Origin of the sequence: Aquabacterium sp. (genome assembly GCF_035476535.1) — a bacterium.
In the GTDB taxonomy this organism is placed as follows: Bacteria; Pseudomonadota; Gammaproteobacteria; order Burkholderiales; family Burkholderiaceae_C; genus Pseudaquabacterium.
The window spans coordinates 15,843-31,657 of the sequence record NZ_DATILJ010000014.1 but is presented as its reverse complement, the minus strand read 5'-3'; the positions used below and the strand labels follow the sequence as shown (position 1 = coordinate 31,657).

Sequence of the window (15,815 nt, the reverse complement as noted above, 5' to 3'; positions counted from 1 at the left end):
CTCGAGAGTGGCCAACAAGGCTGCCCGGCCCGCAATCCTTGACCAGGAGACACGCTTGCAGCCCACCAACGTGGCCGACCCGGCCTACTTCCACAAGGTCGTCGATTGCCAATGGGCGTGCCCCGCGCACACCCCCGTGCCCGAGTACATCCGACTGATCGCGCAGGGTCGTTACGACGACGCCTACATGGTCAACTGGGAGTCCAACGTCTTCCCCGGCGTGCTCGGCCGCACCTGCGACCGGCCGTGTGAGCCGGCCTGCCGGCGAGGCCGTGTCGAGGAGAAAAACGCGGAGAAACCCGAGCCGGTGGCGATCTGCCGGCTGAAGCGCGTGGCCGCGGACTTCAAGAGCGAGGACATCCGCGCCCGCATTCCGCGGCCGCTGGCCCGCAACGGCAAGCGCGTGGCCTGCGTCGGCGCCGGCCCAGCCTCGCTGACGGTGGCGCGCGACCTGGCCAGCCAGGGCTACGCCGTCACGGTGTTCGACGGTGAAAAGAAGGCCGGCGGCTTCATGCGCACGCAGGTGCCGCGCTTCCGCCTGCCCGAGGAGGTGATCGACGAAGAGTGCGGCTACATCCTGAACCTCGGTGTCGAGTTCCGCTCCGGCCGCTACGTCGAGTCGATGAACGCGCTGCTGAAGGAGGACTTCGACGCGGTGTTCGTCGGCTGCGGCGCGCCGCGTGGCCGCAACCTCGAACTGCCCGGCCGCGATGAAGCCGCGGCAGACATCCACATCGGCATCGACTGGCTGGCCTCGGTGTCCTTCGGCCATGTCACCAGCGTCAAGAAGCGCGTGATCGTGCTCGGCGGCGGCAACACCGCGATGGACTGCTGCCGCTCGGCGCGCCGCCTGGGCGCCGACAGCGTCAAGGTCGTCGTGCGCTCGGGCTTCGACGAGATGAAGGCCTCGCCCTGGGAGAAGGAAGACGCGATGCATGAAGGCATCCCGATCATCAACTTCCATGTGCCCAAGGCCTTCGTGCATGACGCCGGCAGATTGGTCGGCATGCGCTTCGAGATCGTGCACGCGGTCTACGACGACAAGGGCCGCCGCAGCCTCAAGCCCAGCGGCGAGCCCGAGGTCGAGATCGCCTGCGACGAGGTACTGATCGCCGTCGGCCAGGAAAATTCGTTCCCGTGGATCGAGCGTGACAGCGGCATCAACTTCGACGAATGGGGCATGCCCACGATCGATGCGCAGACCTTCCAGTCATCTCTACCCACTGTGTTCTTTGGCGGCGACGCGGCCTTCGGCCCGAAGAACATCATCACCGCGGTGGCGCACGGCCATGAAGCTGCTGTATCGATCGACCGCTTGCTGCACGGCGAATCGGCCACGCGGCGCCCGCCGCCGCACCTGAACCTGATGTCGCAGAAGATGGGCATCCACGAGTGGAGCTACGACAACGCGATCTCGAATGAGCTGCGCTTCAAGGTGCCCTGGGCCAAGGCCGAGAAGGCGCTGGCCAGCATCAAGGTGGAGGTGGAACTCGGCTTCGACCTGGCCACCGCATTCAAGGAAGCCGAACGCTGCCTGAACTGCGATGTGCAGACGGTGTTCACCGACAAGCTGTGCATCGAGTGCGACGCCTGCGTCGACATCTGCCCGATGGACTGCATCAGCTTCACCGGCAACGGCGACGAGGCCGACCTGCGGGGCCGCCTGAATGCGCCGGCGCTGCATGCCGACCAGGCGCTGTATGTCAGCGGCGCGCTGAAGACGCAGCGCGTGATGGTCAAGGACGAGGATGTCTGCCTGCACTGCGGGCTGTGCGCAGAGCGCTGCCCGACAGGGGCCTGGGACATGCAGAAGTTCCTGCTGCTCACCACCAAGGCAGGCGATGCCTGCCGGGATACGACGATGGGCGCGGTGCGCGGGGAGTCCATTGCATGAAACGCATCGAAGCGGTCAACGATTTCGTCGTCAAGTTCGCCAACGTCAACGGCTCGGGCTCGGCCTCGGCCAACGAGTTGTTTGCGAAGGCCATCCTGCGCATGGGCGTGCCGGTGAGCCCGCGCAACATCTTTCCGAGCAACATCCAGGGCCTGCCCACCTGGTACGAGGTGCGGGTGAGCGAACGCGGCTGGCTGGGCCGGCGCGGCGGCATCGACATGATGGTCGCGATGAACCCGCAGACCTGGGCGCAGGACATCAAGGAGGTGGAGTCCGGCGGCTACCTGTTCTACGACAGCACCAAGCCGCTGCCGCCGAGTGCCTTCCGCGACGACATCACGGTGATCGGCATGCCGGTCACGGCGATCTGCAATGCCACCTACGAAGACTCGCGCCAGCGCCAGCTGTTCAAGAACATCATGGTGCTGGGCGCGCTGTCGATGCTGATGGACATCGATGGCGGCGTGATCGAGAAACTCTTCGGCGAGCAGTACAAGGGCAAGGAGCGGCTGCTCGAATCGAATGTGCGCGCGCTGCAGTCGGGCCGCGGTTTTGCACGCGACCACCTGAACCCACCGAATGGCCGCGCGGTAGACCTGCGCGTGAAGGCGTCGGACCAGGTCGGCGAGCGCATCTTCGTCGACGGCAACACCGCCGCCGCGCTGGGCTGCGTGTACGGCGGCGCCACGGTATGCGCGTGGTACCCGATCACGCCTTCATCGTCGGTGGCCGAGGCCTTCGAGAAGTATTGCCGCAAGTACCGGGTCGACCCCGACACCGGCGAGAACCGCTTCGCGATCGTGCAGGCCGAGGACGAGATCGCCTCGATCGGCATCGTCACCGGCGCCGGCTGGAACGGCGCGCGGGCCTTCACTGCCACCTCGGGGCCGGGCGTGTCGCTGATGACCGAATTCATCGGCCTGGCCTACTTCGCCGAGATCCCGATGACCATCATCGACGTGCAGCGTGGCGGCCCGTCCACCGGCATGCCCACGCGCACGCAGCAGGCCGACCTGCTGAGCAGCGCCTATGCCTCGCACGGCGACACCAAGCATGTGCTGCTGCTGCCGCAGGACCCCACCGAGTGCTTCGAATTCAGCGCCGCCGCACTTGACCTGGCCGACCGGCTGCAGACGCCGGTGTTCGTGATGACCGACCTGGACATCGGCATGAACCAGCGCCTGTGCGAACCGCTGGCCTGGACCGATGAACGCCGCTACGACCGCGGCAAGGTGATGAGCGCGGCCGAGCTGGAAGCCGGCAAGGAATTCGGCCGCTACAAGGACGTGGACGGCGACGGCATCCCGTGGCGCACTTTGCCCGGCACGCACCCGACGCGGGGCGCGTATTTCACGCGCGGCACCACCCGCGATGAGTACGCGCGCTACTCGGAAGCCGGCCACGACTACATGCTGAACGTGCAGCGCCTGCTGAAGAAGTTCAACACGGCTGCCGCGCTGGTGCCGCAGCCGGTGGTGCGCGCCGCGGCGAAGAAGACGCGGCTGGGCGTGCTGTACTTCGGCTCCACCGCGCCGGCGATGGACGAGGCGCTGGAAGCGCTGGCCGACAGCCTGATCCACCTGGACGCGATGCGCCTGCGCGCCTTCCCGTTCACGGCCAGCGTGCGCGAGTTCATCGCGATGCACGACCATGTCTTCGTCGTCGAACAGAACCGCGACGCGCAGATGCGCATGATGCTGATCAACGAACTCGAGATCGACCCCGCCTGGCTGAGCCCGGTGCTGCACTACGACGGCACGCCGATCACCGCGCGCTACATCACGCAGGCCATCACCAGCCATGTGCATGCGCTGGCGGTGTCACCCCGTCGCGAAAGAATCCTATGACCTACATCACCAAGCCCAGGCTGCACCACCCGACGCTGGCCAAGAACAAGGTCGGCTACACGCGGCGGGATTACGAAGGCAAGATCTCGACGCTGTGCGCAGGCTGTGGCCATGACTCGATCTCGGCGGCCATCATCCAGGCCTGCTGGGAGCTGGACATCCAGCCGCACCGCGTGGCCAAGCTCTCGGGCATCGGCTGCAGCTCAAAGACGCCGGACTACTTCCTCGGCGCCAGCCACGGCTTCAACACCGTGCATGGCCGCATGCCCAGCGTGCTGACCGGCGCGAACCTGGCCAACCGCGAGCTGCTGTATTTGGGCGTCTCGGGCGACGGTGATTCAGCGTCGATCGGCCTCGGCCAGTTCGCACATGCCATGCGGCGCGGCGTGCGCATGGTCTACATCGTCGAGAACAACGGCGTCTACGGCCTGACCAAGGGCCAGTTCTCGGCCACCGCCGACCGCGGCAGCAAGAGCAAGAAGGGCGTGCTCAACCCCGACGCGCCGGTGGACCTGATCGGCATGGCGCTGCAGCTAGGCGCCACCTACGTCGGCCGCGGTTTTTCGGGCGACAAGGCGCAGCTGGTGCCGCTGATCCAAGGCGCCATCGCCCACGGTGGCGCGGCCTTCATCGATGTCATCAGCCCCTGCGTGGCGTTCAACAACCATGCCGGCAGCACACGCAGCTACGACCATGTGCGCGAGCACAACGAAGCGGTGAGCTTCATCGACTTCATCGACCTGGCGCCCGAGCTGCATGCCGAGCCCGCGCCCGGCGAAGTGATCATGCTGCCGCAGCCCGATGGTTCGCTGATGCGGCTGCGCAGGCTGCACGCCGGCTACGACCCGACCGACCGCGTCAGCGCAATGGCCCAGGTCCAGGCGCTGCAGGCCCGGGGCGAGGTGGTGACCGGGCTGCTCTATGTCGACCCGCAGGCGGGCGACATGCACGTCGGCCTGAACACCGTGGCCAAGCCGCTGAACACACTGACCGAAGCCGAACTGTGCCCCGGCACCGCGGCGCTGGACAAGCTCAACGCGTCCTTGCGATGAGCACGCGCACGGCGGCCAGCGCGATCAGCAGGAACAGCGCCAGGCTCCAGAACTCGTAGGGCACGCCGAACAGGTTCACCTTGGCGTCGGCGCAGTTGGCATAGGCCGCGAACACCTCGGGCAGCAGGCTGTCCAACTGCAGTGCACCGACGATGCGGTCGGCCAGCGTCTGATTGCAAGAGGCCGATGCGGCGGCGACGAAGTGCTGCCACAGCGCCGCGGCGATGCCGCTGCCGGCCAGCAGCAGCGCCAGGCCGGCGACGATGCGCTGGCCCCCGCCCGATCGCCACGCCAGCCCGAGCAGGGCCGCCAGGCCGATGGCCACGAAGATCACCCGTTGCAGCACGCACCAGGGGCAGGGCATCATGTCGAAGTGATGCTGCGTGACCAGCGCGGCGCCGACGGCGCCGAACGACACCAGCGCCATGGCGGCCAGCAAGCTGCCGACCCGCGCCGGCCGGGCACCGGCGCGGTCGCCGGACCGCTCCCTCGCGTGGGTCACTGCACTTCGACGATCATGTCGATCTCGACGCAGGCGCCACGCGGCACCTGGGCCACGCCGAAGGCACTGCGCGCATGCGTGCCGGCCTCGCCGAACACCTCGCCGAACAATTCCGAAGCGCCGTTGGTCACCAGGTGCTGCTCGATGAAGGTGGGCGTGGAATTCACCAGGCTCATCAGCTTGACGATGCGGGTGACCTTGTTCAGGTCGCCGATCGCCGCGTGCAAGGTGCCCAGCAGGTCGATGGCCACGGCCCGCGCCGCGGCCTGGCCTTCTTCGGTGCCCATGGTCAGGCCCAGCTGGCCGACCCAGGGCTGGTCGTTCTTCTTCGCGATGTGGCCCGAGAGGAACACCAGATTGCCGCTGCGCACGAAGGGCACATAAGCGGCCACCGGCACGGCCAGCGGGGGCAGGGTGATACCGAGTGTCGAGAGTTTGTCGTAGACGGACATGGGGGCCACGCGCAGGCAGTCTGAGAGGGACGGAATCCTACACTCAGGGCGGTGCGCTGACGCGCCAGACGGTGTTGCCCACGTCGTCGGCCACCAGCAGGCCGCCGCGCTTGTCGATCGCCACACCCACCGGCCGGCCCATCGCCTTGTCATCGTCGGCGTCGACGAAGCCGGTCAGCACATCCATCGGCTTGCCGTTCGGCCGCCCGTTGGCGAAGGGCACGAAGACCACCTTGTAGCCGCTGCGCGGCTCGCGGTTCCACGAGCCGTGCAGGCCGATGAACATGCCGTTGAGGAAGGCGCCCGAGATGCTCTTGCCCTCGGCCAGCGCCAGGCCCAGCGGCGCCACGTGCGAGCCCAGCGCATAGTCGGGCTTGATCGCCTTGGCCACCAGGTCGGGGCGCGGCGGCTCGACGCGCGCATCGACATGCTGGCCGTAGTAGCTGTAGGGCCAGCCGTAGAAGCCGCCGTCCTTCACCGAAGTGAGGTAGTCGGGCACCAGGTCATTGCCCAGTTCGTCGCGCTCGTTCACCACCGTCCACAGCGCACCGGTGTTCGGCTCCCAGACCATGCCGTTGGGGTTGCGCAGCCCGGTCGCGAACAGGCGGTGCTTGCCGGTGCTGCGCTCGATCTCCCAGATCGCGGCGCGGCCGGCTTCGATGTCCAGGCCGTTCTCGCCGATGTTGCTGTTGGAGCCGACCGTTGCGTAGAGCTTGCTGCCGTCGCGGCTGGCGACGAGGTTCTTGGTCCAGTGGTGGTTCAGCGGACCGCCCGGCAGGTCGACCAGCTTGCTGCCCGTCTCGGTGAGCGACGCGGCGCCTTCGGTGTAGGCGAAGCGCAGCACGGCATCCGCATTGGCGACATAGAAGTCGTTGCCGACCAGCACCATGCCGAAGGGGGAATGCAGATTCGCGATGAACACCGAGCGGGATTCGGCGACACCGTCGCCATCGGCATCGCGAAGCAGCGTGATGCGATTGGCGCTGGACACGGCGGCGCCGGCCTTGGCCATCATCTTGCCCGTGATCCAGGACCTGACACCGCCGCCTGTTTTTTCGCCCTTGGGCGGCGCATTCGACTCGGCCACCAGCACGTCGCCGTTGGGCAGCACGTAGAGCCAGCGCGGGTGCTGCAGGCCGCTGGCAAAGGCACTCACCTGGGTGCCCGGAATCGGCGCCGGCTTGCGCCCGGCGGGCCAGCCCTTGGCCTCGGCGATGTTGACCGTGGGCAGCAAGCGCTGCTGCGGTGCCGGCAGCTCGGGATTCGCACCGGTGCCTGCGCCGTCGGGCAGCTTGGAAGCTTCGCCGCAGGCCGTCAGCACGAGGAGGGCGGCGCCGAGCGTGGCGACCAGGGTGGTGTAGCGGTACAAGGCGGCAGAAAGGTCGGGCATGGCGGGGTCACCTCGCCTTGCAGTCTGCGCAGCGCGCCGTGCCGTGGCTGCAAGCGGGCAGGCCTTTCGGGTGTCGGCGGCGTCCGACACGCTGCTGCGGGTGAACCGGCTCGGCCAGAATCGGCGCATGAGCGCCACCACCACCCATCCCCCAACCAGTGCGGACAGCGCGGACTTCGCCTCGGCCGCCGTGCGCCGCCTGCGCGAAGACCTGGCACTGGCGCTGCGCGCCGCGGCTCACCACGGCCTGGGCGAGGGCGTCTGCAACCACTTCAGCGTGGAGTTGCCCGATGGCTCGTCGCGCTTCCTGCTGAACCCGCGCGGCCTGCTGTGGAGCGAAATCCAGGCGGACGACATCGTGATGGTCGCGGCCGACGGTCGGCAACTGGCCGGCCGTCACGCGGTGGAGCCGACGGCGATGTTCATCCATGCCGCCGTGCACCGCATTGCCGGCAAGGCCTGCGTGATGCACACCCACATGCCGCAGGCCACCGCGCTGACGCTGACCCGGCACCGCAGGCTGGACACCACCAGCTCGCAGACGGCCATGCGCTTCCATGGCCGCATCGCCGTGGACGCGCAGTACAACGGCCTGGCGCTCGACGTGCACGAAGGCGAGCGCATTGCCCATGCGATGAACAGCGCCGACATCGCCTTCCTCGGCAACCACGGCGTCATCGTCTGCGGCGAGCAGCTGGCCCATGCTTACGACGACCTGTACTACCTGGAGCGGGCCTGCGAGCTGATGGTCATCGCACTGTCCACCGGCCTGCCGCTGGCGCCGGTGGACGAGGCGCTGACCGCGCGCGTGGCCGCGCAGATCCAGGGCGAGCGCCTGCAGTCCACGCTGTTCTTCGAGGCGTTGCGCCGCACGCTCTAGCGCCTTAACGACGCGTCGTCGGCGCGCCGGGCCGACGTCAGACCGAACCGCGAAGAAAGTAGTGGTAGACCGCCGCGCCGCCGATCACCGCGATGATGACCAGCCACCAGACGACGCTGCTCGTGCGCGGCACTTCACCGGGCGACAACCCATCGCGGGGTGACAGGCCTTCCACGGTGGGCACCATCGTTTGGGCATGGGCCTCGACGGCATCCTTGGCTTCCTTCAGCCCGAGGCCGCTGTGTTCACGCAGCAGGCGGATGGCCTCGATCTTGTGGCCGCGGCGCAGCGCCTCGGTTGCGGCCGGCGGCCAGGCGCCGGGAGCCCGCTGCGGCGACGAAGCCGATGGCGCGGCGGCGTGTGCGGACGTTGACTTCCTGGCGTTGATGCGGCGGGCCTCGGCCTCGAGCAAGGCCTTGGCTTCGGCCAGGTTGGCCACGCCGGACTTGCGCAGCAGCTTGATCGCATCGAACAGGCTGCCGCGCTGCAGTGCGGTGAGCACTTCCTCGGGCAAAGGACGGTTGGGTTGGGCCATGTCGGGGTTCCAGGGTGCGCGCTGCGGCCTGCGATCTTGATCGTTCAGTCGGCGGCCTGCAAGCGCAGCACGAGGGGCTTGCTCATCCACGCCGGCCGCGCGTCCGAATGGTCGACCGGCCGGCCCGTGTTCAGCGCCGCGGCAGCACCAGCTCGGCGCGCAGGCCACCCGCGGCAAGGTTCACCAGGCTCAGCCGGCCGCCTTGCCGGGCGGTCATCTCGCGCGCGATGTACAGGCCCAGACCGGTTCCGCCGGTGCTGCGATGGCGGGAGGCCTCGACCCGGTAGAACGGCTGGAAGACCGCCTCCAGCTCTGCCGGTGGAATGCCCGGGCCGCTGTCGTCGACGGTGATGCGCACCTCGCGGGCGTTCGCGCTCAGCCTGACCTCGGCGCGCTCGCCATAGCGGATCGCATTGCTCACCAGGTTGGACACCACGCGGCGCAGCGGCTCGGGCTGCGCCAGCGTCACCACCGAGTCGCCTTCGAACGTGGCCGGCGAGCCCTGCTCCGCCAGGTTGTCGACGACGGCCTGCACCAGGGCGCCGATGTCGGTGGGTTGCAGCGGATCCTGGCCGCTGGCCGCCTCCAGCCGGAAGACTTCCATGACGTTGTCGATCAGCGCATTCATCTCCTGGATGTCGTCCACCGAGCGTTGTTGCAGTTGCTGATCGCCGCCCATGGCCTCCAGGCGCATGCGCATGCGCGTCAAGGGCGTTCGCAGGTCGTGCGAGATGGCGGCCACCATCAGACCGCGGGCCTGGAACTGCTCGCGCAACTGCCGCGCCATCGCATTGAACACATGGGCCGCTTCCCGGACCTCGACCGTGCCGCTGGTTTCGTCCAGTGTCGGCAGGCTGGCGCTGCCGCCGAGCGAGCCGCTCAGCGCGCGTGAGGCGACGGCCAGCCGCCGCATCGGGCGCGCCAGCCAGCGTGAGCCCAGCCACGCGGCCAGCGCAATGACCCCGAAGCGCACGCCATAGTCCAGCGCGAGGGCGTCCCACGGCATGCGCGGCCCGCCACCCGCGGCGATGCCCGGGCCCGCGCCGCGAGGGCTCTCGTCGGCCGGGCCGCGACCCGGCCCTGCCGGGCCGTCGAAGCCTGGCCCGCCGAAGCCCGGGCCGCGCCGGCCAGGCGGCGGGGGCGGCGGGCGATCCTCCGGCGGCCTGTCGCGCGGCGCGGTGGTGTCCGGCAGCCCGGGTGTCGGTGGCAGCGACGGGAAGGTCGGCAAGTCGGCGAGCGATGTGGCCTGGCTTGGCCCCGGCATCGCGTGAACCAGCCGCACGGTCAGGAAGGCCGCAACATGGCTGCCCACCAGCGCCAGCCACATCAGGATCAACAGCCGCTTGGACAGGGTGTCGGTGAACCAGGTGCGCTCAAGGACATGTGGCTCTGCCACCTTCCTTGATCCCCTCGGGGGGCGGTCGGCTTGAGCCGGCCTGGGGGCCCTCATGACTCCACCTTGCAGTCGAAGAGGTAGCCCTCTCCGCGCAGCGTGCGAATGAGGCGAGGTTCCCTCGGGGAGTCCCCCAGCTTCTGGCGCAGGCGGGATACACAGAGGTCGACGCTGCGGTCGTTGACGTCCACGCCCGGCGCACGGGTGTAGTCCACCAACTGGTCCCGCGTCAGGACCCGCCCCGGGTGCTCGACGAAGGCGACCAGCAGCCTGAATTCGGCGTTCGACAGCAGCACCACGACGCCGGTGGGCGAGACCAGCTGCCGCAGCACCCGATCGAACTGCCAGCCTTCGAACTGCAGCAGGCGGCCCTGGGATTCCTCCGACGCGCGCCGGCCCTTTTCCAGGCGACGCAGCACGGCGTTGATGCGGGCCACCAGTTCGCGCGGCTCGAAGGGCTTGCCGATGTAGTCGTCCGCGCCCATCTCGAGGCCGACGACCCGGCTGATCGCATCGCCATGGGCCGTCAGCATGATCACCGGCACACCGGAGGTGGCCTGCACCCACTTGCACAGCGACAGGCCGTCTTCATCGGGCAGCCGCAGGTCGAGCACGACGACATCGAACTTGTTCGAGGCCATGATGCGGCGCATTTCCGCGCCGTTGGCCGCGGTGCTTACCGTCATGCCGAAGCGCTGCAGGAAGTCCTGGACCGAGGCCCGGATCTCGAGGTCGTCGTCTACCACCAGGCAAGTCGTCATGCGCTACTCCACTGCTTTCAGGCACCTTCGCCGCGCGGTGGCCGTTCAGGGCCGGCTGCGCGCGACGAAACGGTACACCCAGTTGGGCGCTCGTCGCCCTGGCCCTGGTGGCGAGCCGGCAAGGCGCGATGCTGCCGTCCGGGCTTTGCAGGCAGATAGCCTGTTTGTGTCGGCATCGACACAGGCGGCGCCGGGCGGCGGCCCTACACTGCCAGCCCCCCGCCAACGCCAGACGATGCCTGCTTCCGATTCCCTCTCCAAGGCCGCGCTGTGGATGGCCGGCTGGCTGCTGCTGATGGTGGTGATCGCCGTGGCCGGGCGCCAGGCGATGCGCGAACTCGCGGTGTTCCAGGTGATGGAACTGCGCTCGCTGATCGGCCTGCTGATGCTCTACCCGCTGGTGCGTGCCCATGGCGGTTTCGCAACGATGAAGAGCGGCCGCCTGCTGCAGCATGCCGGCCGCAACGCCATCCACTACGCGTCGCAGTACGGCTGGTTTGCCGCGCTGACGATGATTCCGCTGGCGCAGGTCGTCGCCATCGAGTTCACGAATCCCTTGTGGACGGCGCTGCTGGCAGTGGCCTTCCTCGGCGAGCGCCTGAACCGCTGGAAGGTGGCGGCGGTGCTGCTCGGGCTGATCGGCGTGGCGCTCATCGTGCGGCCGGCCACCAGCGGCATCAGCGCCGGCCAGGCCATCGCGCTGGCGGCGGCGCTGGGCTTCGCGGTGTCGCTGATCATGGTCAAGTCATTGACGCGCACCGACGACGCGGTGGTCATCATCTTCTGGATGCTGATCGTGCAATCGCTGATCGGGCTGCTGCCGGCGCTGGCGGTGTGGCGCTGGCCATCGGCCACCGTGTGGGGCTGGGTGGGGGTGATTGCCTTCTGCGGCACCTTCTCGCACTACTGCATGACCCGCGCGATGCAACATGCCGAGGCCACCGTGGTGGTGCCGATGGACTTCCTGCGCGTGCCGATGACGGCGCTGGCCGGCTGGCTGATCTATGCCGAACGCATCGATGCGTTCACCGTGCTGGGCACGCTGCTGATCCTGTCGGGCAACCTGCTGAACCTGCGGCGGGTGGGGGTGGCTGCGGCGGTGGTAGCGGCGCCCAAGTCAGCGGCCTGATCGCGCCTCCTACACTGGCACGATGACGACACCCGAGGTCAACCCGGGATGGCGCATCGCCTGGGGAGGGCTGGCCTGGCTGGCGGGCGTTGCGCTGCAGATGCAGCAGGCCGCGCTGTGGCCGGCTGGGCACTATGGCGGGCTGCTGGGCGGCGCGGTGCTGCTGGTGGCGCTGTGCTGGCGACGGCGGCCGCGCTGGCAGCTGCTGGGCCTGTCGCTGGCGATTGCGCTGGCGGGTTTCGCAAGCACCGGCCTGCGCGCCGGCGTCAGGCTGGCCGAGCGGCTGGATCCGGCGCTCGAAGGCCAGGACCTGCTGCTGACCGGCGTGGTGGCGGCGATGCCGCAATCCGGCGCCTCGGGCACGCGCTTTCGCTTCGAGGTCGAATCGGCCACGCACACGGGCAAGACCGTCGGCGTGCCGCCGCTGATCGCATTGGGCTGGTACCGCGGCCACGGCGATGAGGTGCAGCTGGACGAGCCACGCACCGAGCTGCGCGCCGGCCAGCGCTGGCGCCTGCCGGTGCGGCTGAAGCAGCCGCATGGCGCAATGAACCCGCAGGGCTTCGACAGCGAACTGTGGCTCTGGGAGCAGGGCCTGCGCGCCACCGGCTACGTGCGCGTGGTGCAGCGCGGCCCGGCGGCCGAGCGTCTGCAGGACGCGGTGGCGCATCCGGTCGAGCGAGCGCGGCAATCGCTGCGCGACGCGATAACGCGCGAGGTGAGCGACCCGCGCCTGGCAGGCGTGCTGGCCGCGCTGGTGGTGGGCGACCAGGCGGCCATCGAGCGCGAGGACTGGGACCTGTTCCGCAACACCGGCATCGCGCACCTGATGTCGATCAGCGGCCTGCATGTGACGATGTTCGCCTGGCTGGCCGGCGGCCTCGTCGGCTGGGCCTGGCGACGCAGCACCCGCCTGCTGCTGTGGCTGCCGGCGATGCAGGCCGGACGCTGGGGCGGCTTGATCGTCGCCACAGGCTATGCGCTGCTGGCCGGCTGGGGCGTTCCTGCCGTGCGCACACTGCTGATGCTGGCGGTGAGCGTGCTGCTGCGCAGCGCCGGCCTGCGCTGGCCCTGGCTGCTGGTGCTGCTGGTGGCTGGCGTGGTGGTGACGCTGCAGGATCCCTGGGCCTTGCTGCAGGCGGGCTTCTGGCTGTCGTTCGCGGCGGTCGGCCTGTTGATGATGTCGGAGCCGGCGCGGGTCCGCGCGGCCGGCCGGGGCTGGGCGGCCGTGCTGCATGGCGCGCTGCGCTCGCAAGTCGTCGCCACGCTGGGGCTGGCGCCCTTGTCGCTGGTGTTTTTCCAGCAGCTGTCGCTGGTGGGATTTGTCGCCAACCTGCTGGCCATTCCGCTGGTCACTTTGCTGATCACGCCGCTGGCCATGCTGGGCGTGCTGGCGGCACCGCTGTGGGGCCTTGCCGCTGTGGTCGTGAAGGCCTTGGTGGCCGGCCTGGCCTGGCTGGCTTCGTGGCCAGGCGCGGTGTGGCAGGCGCCGGCCGCGCCGCCGTGGGCGGTGGCCAGTGGCTTGGCCGCTGCGGTGGTCGGCCTGCTGCCCTGGCCCCGGCGCGTGCGCTGGCTGGCTCTGCCGCTGGTGTTGCCGCTGTTGCTACCGGCCGTCGAACGCCCGGCGGCAGGGCAGTTCGAGCTGCTGGCGGCCGATGTGGGGCAGGGCACGGCCGTGCTGGTACGCACGCAATCGCACCTGCTGCTGTACGACACCGGCCCGCAGTACTCACGCGAGAGTGACGCCGGCCAGCGGGTGCTGGTGCCGCTGCTGCGCGCCCGCGGCGAAACGCGCATTGACCGCCTGATGCTGAGCCACCGCGACATCGACCATGTCGGCGGCGCCGCCTCGGTGCTGGCCGCGCTGCCGGCCGGCGATGTCTGGAGCTCACTGGAGCCCGGGCATGCGCTGTTGCAGGGCGGCCGGCCGCACACGCGCTGCGAGGACGGCCAGTCCTGGCACTGGGATGGCGTGCACTTCCAGCTGCTGCACCCGAGCGCGGCCGACTACCCGTTGCAGCGCAAGCCCAACGAGGTGTCCTGCGTGCTGCGCATCGTCGATGCCCGTGGCCGCAGCGCTTTGCTGGCCGGCGACATCGAAGCCGCGCAGGAGGCGGCGCTGCTGCGGCGCCACGCCGCCGAATTGCGCAGCGACGTGCTGCTGGTGCCGCATCACGGCAGCCGCACCTCGTCCACCGCCGCCTGGCTGGCGGCAGTGCAACCGCAGGTGGCCGTGGTGCAGGCCGGCTACCGCAGCCGCTTCGGCCATCCGGCGCCCGATGTGATGGCGCGCTATGCCGAGCGAGGCATCCTGATGGTTCGCACCGACCAATGCGGTGCGTGGCTGTGGCAGGATGGGGCGATGACATGCACTCGGCAAGTGCGGCGGCGTTACTGGCACTGGGCGCCGCCCGAGGCTGGTGCGGATGTTGCTAATCCCAACGCAGGAGCAGGCACCCCATGACCCCGAGTTTTGACGAAATGCAATCCAGCGCCACCTCCGTGCGCGCCCACTACAGCGGCTTCGATCGCTGGTTGAGCCAGCAACCCGGCGAGCTGATGGCCGCCCGGCGTGAAGAGGCGGAGATGATCTTCCGCCGCGTCGGCATCACCTTCGCGGTGTACGGCGCGAAAGATGAAGACGGCTCCGGCACCGAGCGGCTGATCCCCTTCGACCTGATTCCGCGCATCATCCCGGCCGACGAATGGCAGCGCATGCAGGCCGGTCTGGCGCAGCGGGTGAATGCGCTGAACCGCTTCCTGCACGACGTCTACCACGACCAGGAGATCCTGAAAGCCGGCGTCGTACCGGCCGAGCAGGTGCTGAAGAACGCGCAGTTCCGGCCCGAGATGATGGGCGTGGACGTGCCGGGCAACATCTACTCGCACATCGCCGGCATCGACATCGTGCGCGCCGCGCAGCCCGATGGCAGCGGCACCTACTACGTGCTGGAAGACAACCTGCGCGTGCCCTCGGGCGTGAGCTACATGCTCGAGAACCGCAAGATGATGATGCGGCTGTTCCCCGAGCTGTTCTCGCAGCACCGCATCGCGCCGGTCGACCACTACCCCGACCTGCTGCTCGAAACGCTGCGCGGCGTCGCGCCGGCCTCGGTGAACGAGCCCACCTGCGTGGTGCTGACGCCCGGCATGTACAACAGCGCCTACTTCGAGCACGCCTTCCTGGCGCAGCAGATGGGCATCGAGCTGGTCGAGGGCCAGGACCTGTTCGTCAAGGACGGCTTCTGCTACATGCGCACCACGCAGGGCCCGAAGCGGGTGGATGTGGTCTACCGCCGCGTCGACGACGACTTCCTCGACCCGCACGCCTTCCGCTCCGATTCGACGCTAGGCTGTGCCGGCCTGCTGGATGTCTACCGCCGCGGCAACATCACGCTGTGCAATGCCATCGGCACCGGCGTGGCCGACGACAAGTCGATCTACCCCTACGTGCCGAAGATGGTCGAGTTCTACCTCGGCGAAAAGCCGATCCTCGAGAACGTGCCGACCCATCTGTGCCGCGACAAGGACGACCTGAAGTACGTGCTCGATCACCTGAGCGAGCTGGTGGTCAAGGAAGTGCATGGTGCCGGCGGCTACGGCATGCTGGTCGGCCCGGCGGCGAGCAAGGACGAGATCGCCGAGTTCCGCGCCCAGCTGCTGGCCAACCCGACCAACTACATCGCGCAGCCGACCTTGGCGCTGTCCACCTGCCCGACCTTCGTCGAGCGCGGCATCGCGCCGCGCCACATCGACCTGCGGCCCTTCGTGCTGTCCGGCCGCAGCGTGCAGATGGTGCCGGGCGGGCTGACGCGCGTGGCGCTGAAGGAGGGCTCACTGGTCGTCAATTCGTCGCAGGGCGGCGGTACAAAAGACACCTGGGTGCTGGAAGGCGATCCGGGGCGTGACACCGTGCCAGGCGATCTGGGCTTGCCGATGGAGCACGGTGGTCAGTCTCAACGCCAAGCTTGATGCGAGGA

13 protein-coding genes are annotated in these 15,815 nt (G+C 68.9%); 7 read left to right on the top strand and 6 right to left on the bottom strand.

All coding sequences use genetic code 11. The annotated features are described in order from the left end of the window. Positions 1-55: 55 nt before the first annotated feature. Genes VLK61_RS01365 through VLK61_RS01355 form a run of 3 tightly spaced genes read left to right on the top strand, consistent with a single transcriptional unit; the run spans position 56 to position 4,793 of the window. Positions 56-1,894: an FAD-dependent oxidoreductase gene (locus tag VLK61_RS01365; protein ID WP_325417505.1), complete on the top strand. Its 1,839-nt coding sequence runs from the start codon at positions 56-58 to the stop codon at positions 1,892-1,894. After that, complete coding sequence (locus tag VLK61_RS01360) at positions 1,891-3,741, top strand: 2-oxoacid:acceptor oxidoreductase subunit alpha (RefSeq protein WP_325417503.1); 1,851 nt, start codon at positions 1,891-1,893, stop codon at positions 3,739-3,741. Before VLK61_RS01365 ends, VLK61_RS01360 begins: the two co-directional genes overlap by 4 nt. Further along, entirely contained in the window at positions 3,738-4,793 is a 1,056-nt protein-coding gene (locus VLK61_RS01355; protein WP_325417501.1) for a 2-oxoacid:ferredoxin oxidoreductase subunit beta, read from the top strand. Before VLK61_RS01360 ends, VLK61_RS01355 begins: the two co-directional genes overlap by 4 nt. Here the strand turns inward: VLK61_RS01355 and VLK61_RS01350 are convergent. From VLK61_RS01350 to VLK61_RS01340, 3 genes are read right to left on the bottom strand one after another with little or no spacing between them, the layout of a single operon-like run. Continuing rightward, positions 4,774-5,295 (bottom strand): disulfide bond formation protein B, encoded by a 522-nt coding sequence (locus VLK61_RS01350; protein ID WP_325417499.1) that lies wholly within the window; start codon positions 5,293-5,295, stop codon positions 4,774-4,776. The genes VLK61_RS01355 and VLK61_RS01350 overlap by 20 nt on opposite strands. Further along, positions 5,292-5,747: a RidA family protein gene (locus VLK61_RS01345; RefSeq protein ID WP_325417497.1), complete on the bottom strand. Its 456-nt coding sequence runs from the start codon at positions 5,745-5,747 to the stop codon at positions 5,292-5,294. Before VLK61_RS01345 ends, VLK61_RS01350 begins: the two co-directional genes overlap by 4 nt. Before the next feature lie 43 nt (positions 5,748-5,790). Beyond that, positions 5,791-7,137, bottom strand: a complete 1,347-nt coding sequence (locus tag VLK61_RS01340) for a PQQ-dependent sugar dehydrogenase (RefSeq protein ID WP_325417495.1) — start codon at positions 7,135-7,137, stop codon at positions 5,791-5,793. A gap of 127 nt (positions 7,138-7,264) precedes the next feature. On the opposite strand from VLK61_RS01340, the gene VLK61_RS01335 reads away from it, so the two are divergent. Then, positions 7,265-8,017, top strand: coding sequence for an aldolase (locus VLK61_RS01335; protein ID WP_325417493.1), 753 nt, complete (start codon positions 7,265-7,267; stop codon positions 8,015-8,017). Between the two features lie 37 nt (positions 8,018-8,054). Here the strand turns inward: VLK61_RS01335 and VLK61_RS01330 are convergent, their stop codons facing one another. The 3 genes from VLK61_RS01330 to VLK61_RS01320 form a co-directional block, all read right to left on the bottom strand. Further along, positions 8,055-8,552 carry a ribosomal protein L7/L12 gene (locus tag VLK61_RS01330; RefSeq protein WP_325417491.1) on the bottom strand — a complete coding sequence of 166 codons (498 nt, stop codon included), beginning with the start codon at positions 8,550-8,552 and terminating at the stop codon, positions 8,055-8,057. A 130-nt stretch (positions 8,553-8,682) separates the two neighbouring features. Next, the gene (locus VLK61_RS01325) at positions 8,683-9,948 is read right to left on the bottom strand and encodes a sensor histidine kinase (RefSeq protein WP_325417489.1); all 1,266 of its coding nucleotides are present in this window, start codon (positions 9,946-9,948) and stop codon (positions 8,683-8,685) included. Positions 9,949-9,998: 50 nt separating this feature from the next. Continuing rightward, the gene (locus tag VLK61_RS01320; RefSeq protein WP_325417487.1) at positions 9,999-10,706 is read right to left on the bottom strand and encodes a response regulator transcription factor; all 708 of its coding nucleotides are present in this window, start codon (positions 10,704-10,706) and stop codon (positions 9,999-10,001) included. Between the two features lie 235 nt (positions 10,707-10,941). On the opposite strand from VLK61_RS01320, the gene VLK61_RS01315 reads away from it, so the two are divergent. The 3 genes from VLK61_RS01315 to VLK61_RS01305 are packed head-to-tail and all read left to right on the top strand — an operon-like array spanning position 10,942 to position 15,807. Further along, positions 10,942-11,835: a DMT family transporter gene (locus tag VLK61_RS01315; RefSeq protein WP_325417485.1), complete on the top strand. Its 894-nt coding sequence runs from the start codon at positions 10,942-10,944 to the stop codon at positions 11,833-11,835. Between the two features lie 22 nt (positions 11,836-11,857). Continuing rightward, positions 11,858-14,299 carry a DNA internalization-related competence protein ComEC/Rec2 gene (locus VLK61_RS01310; protein ID WP_325417483.1) on the top strand — a complete coding sequence of 814 codons (2,442 nt, stop codon included), beginning with the start codon at positions 11,858-11,860 and terminating at the stop codon, positions 14,297-14,299. Continuing rightward, complete coding sequence (locus tag VLK61_RS01305; protein WP_325417481.1) at positions 14,296-15,807, top strand: circularly permuted type 2 ATP-grasp protein; 1,512 nt, start codon at positions 14,296-14,298, stop codon at positions 15,805-15,807. Before VLK61_RS01310 ends, VLK61_RS01305 begins: the two co-directional genes overlap by 4 nt. The last annotated feature ends 8 nt before the right edge of the window (positions 15,808-15,815 follow it).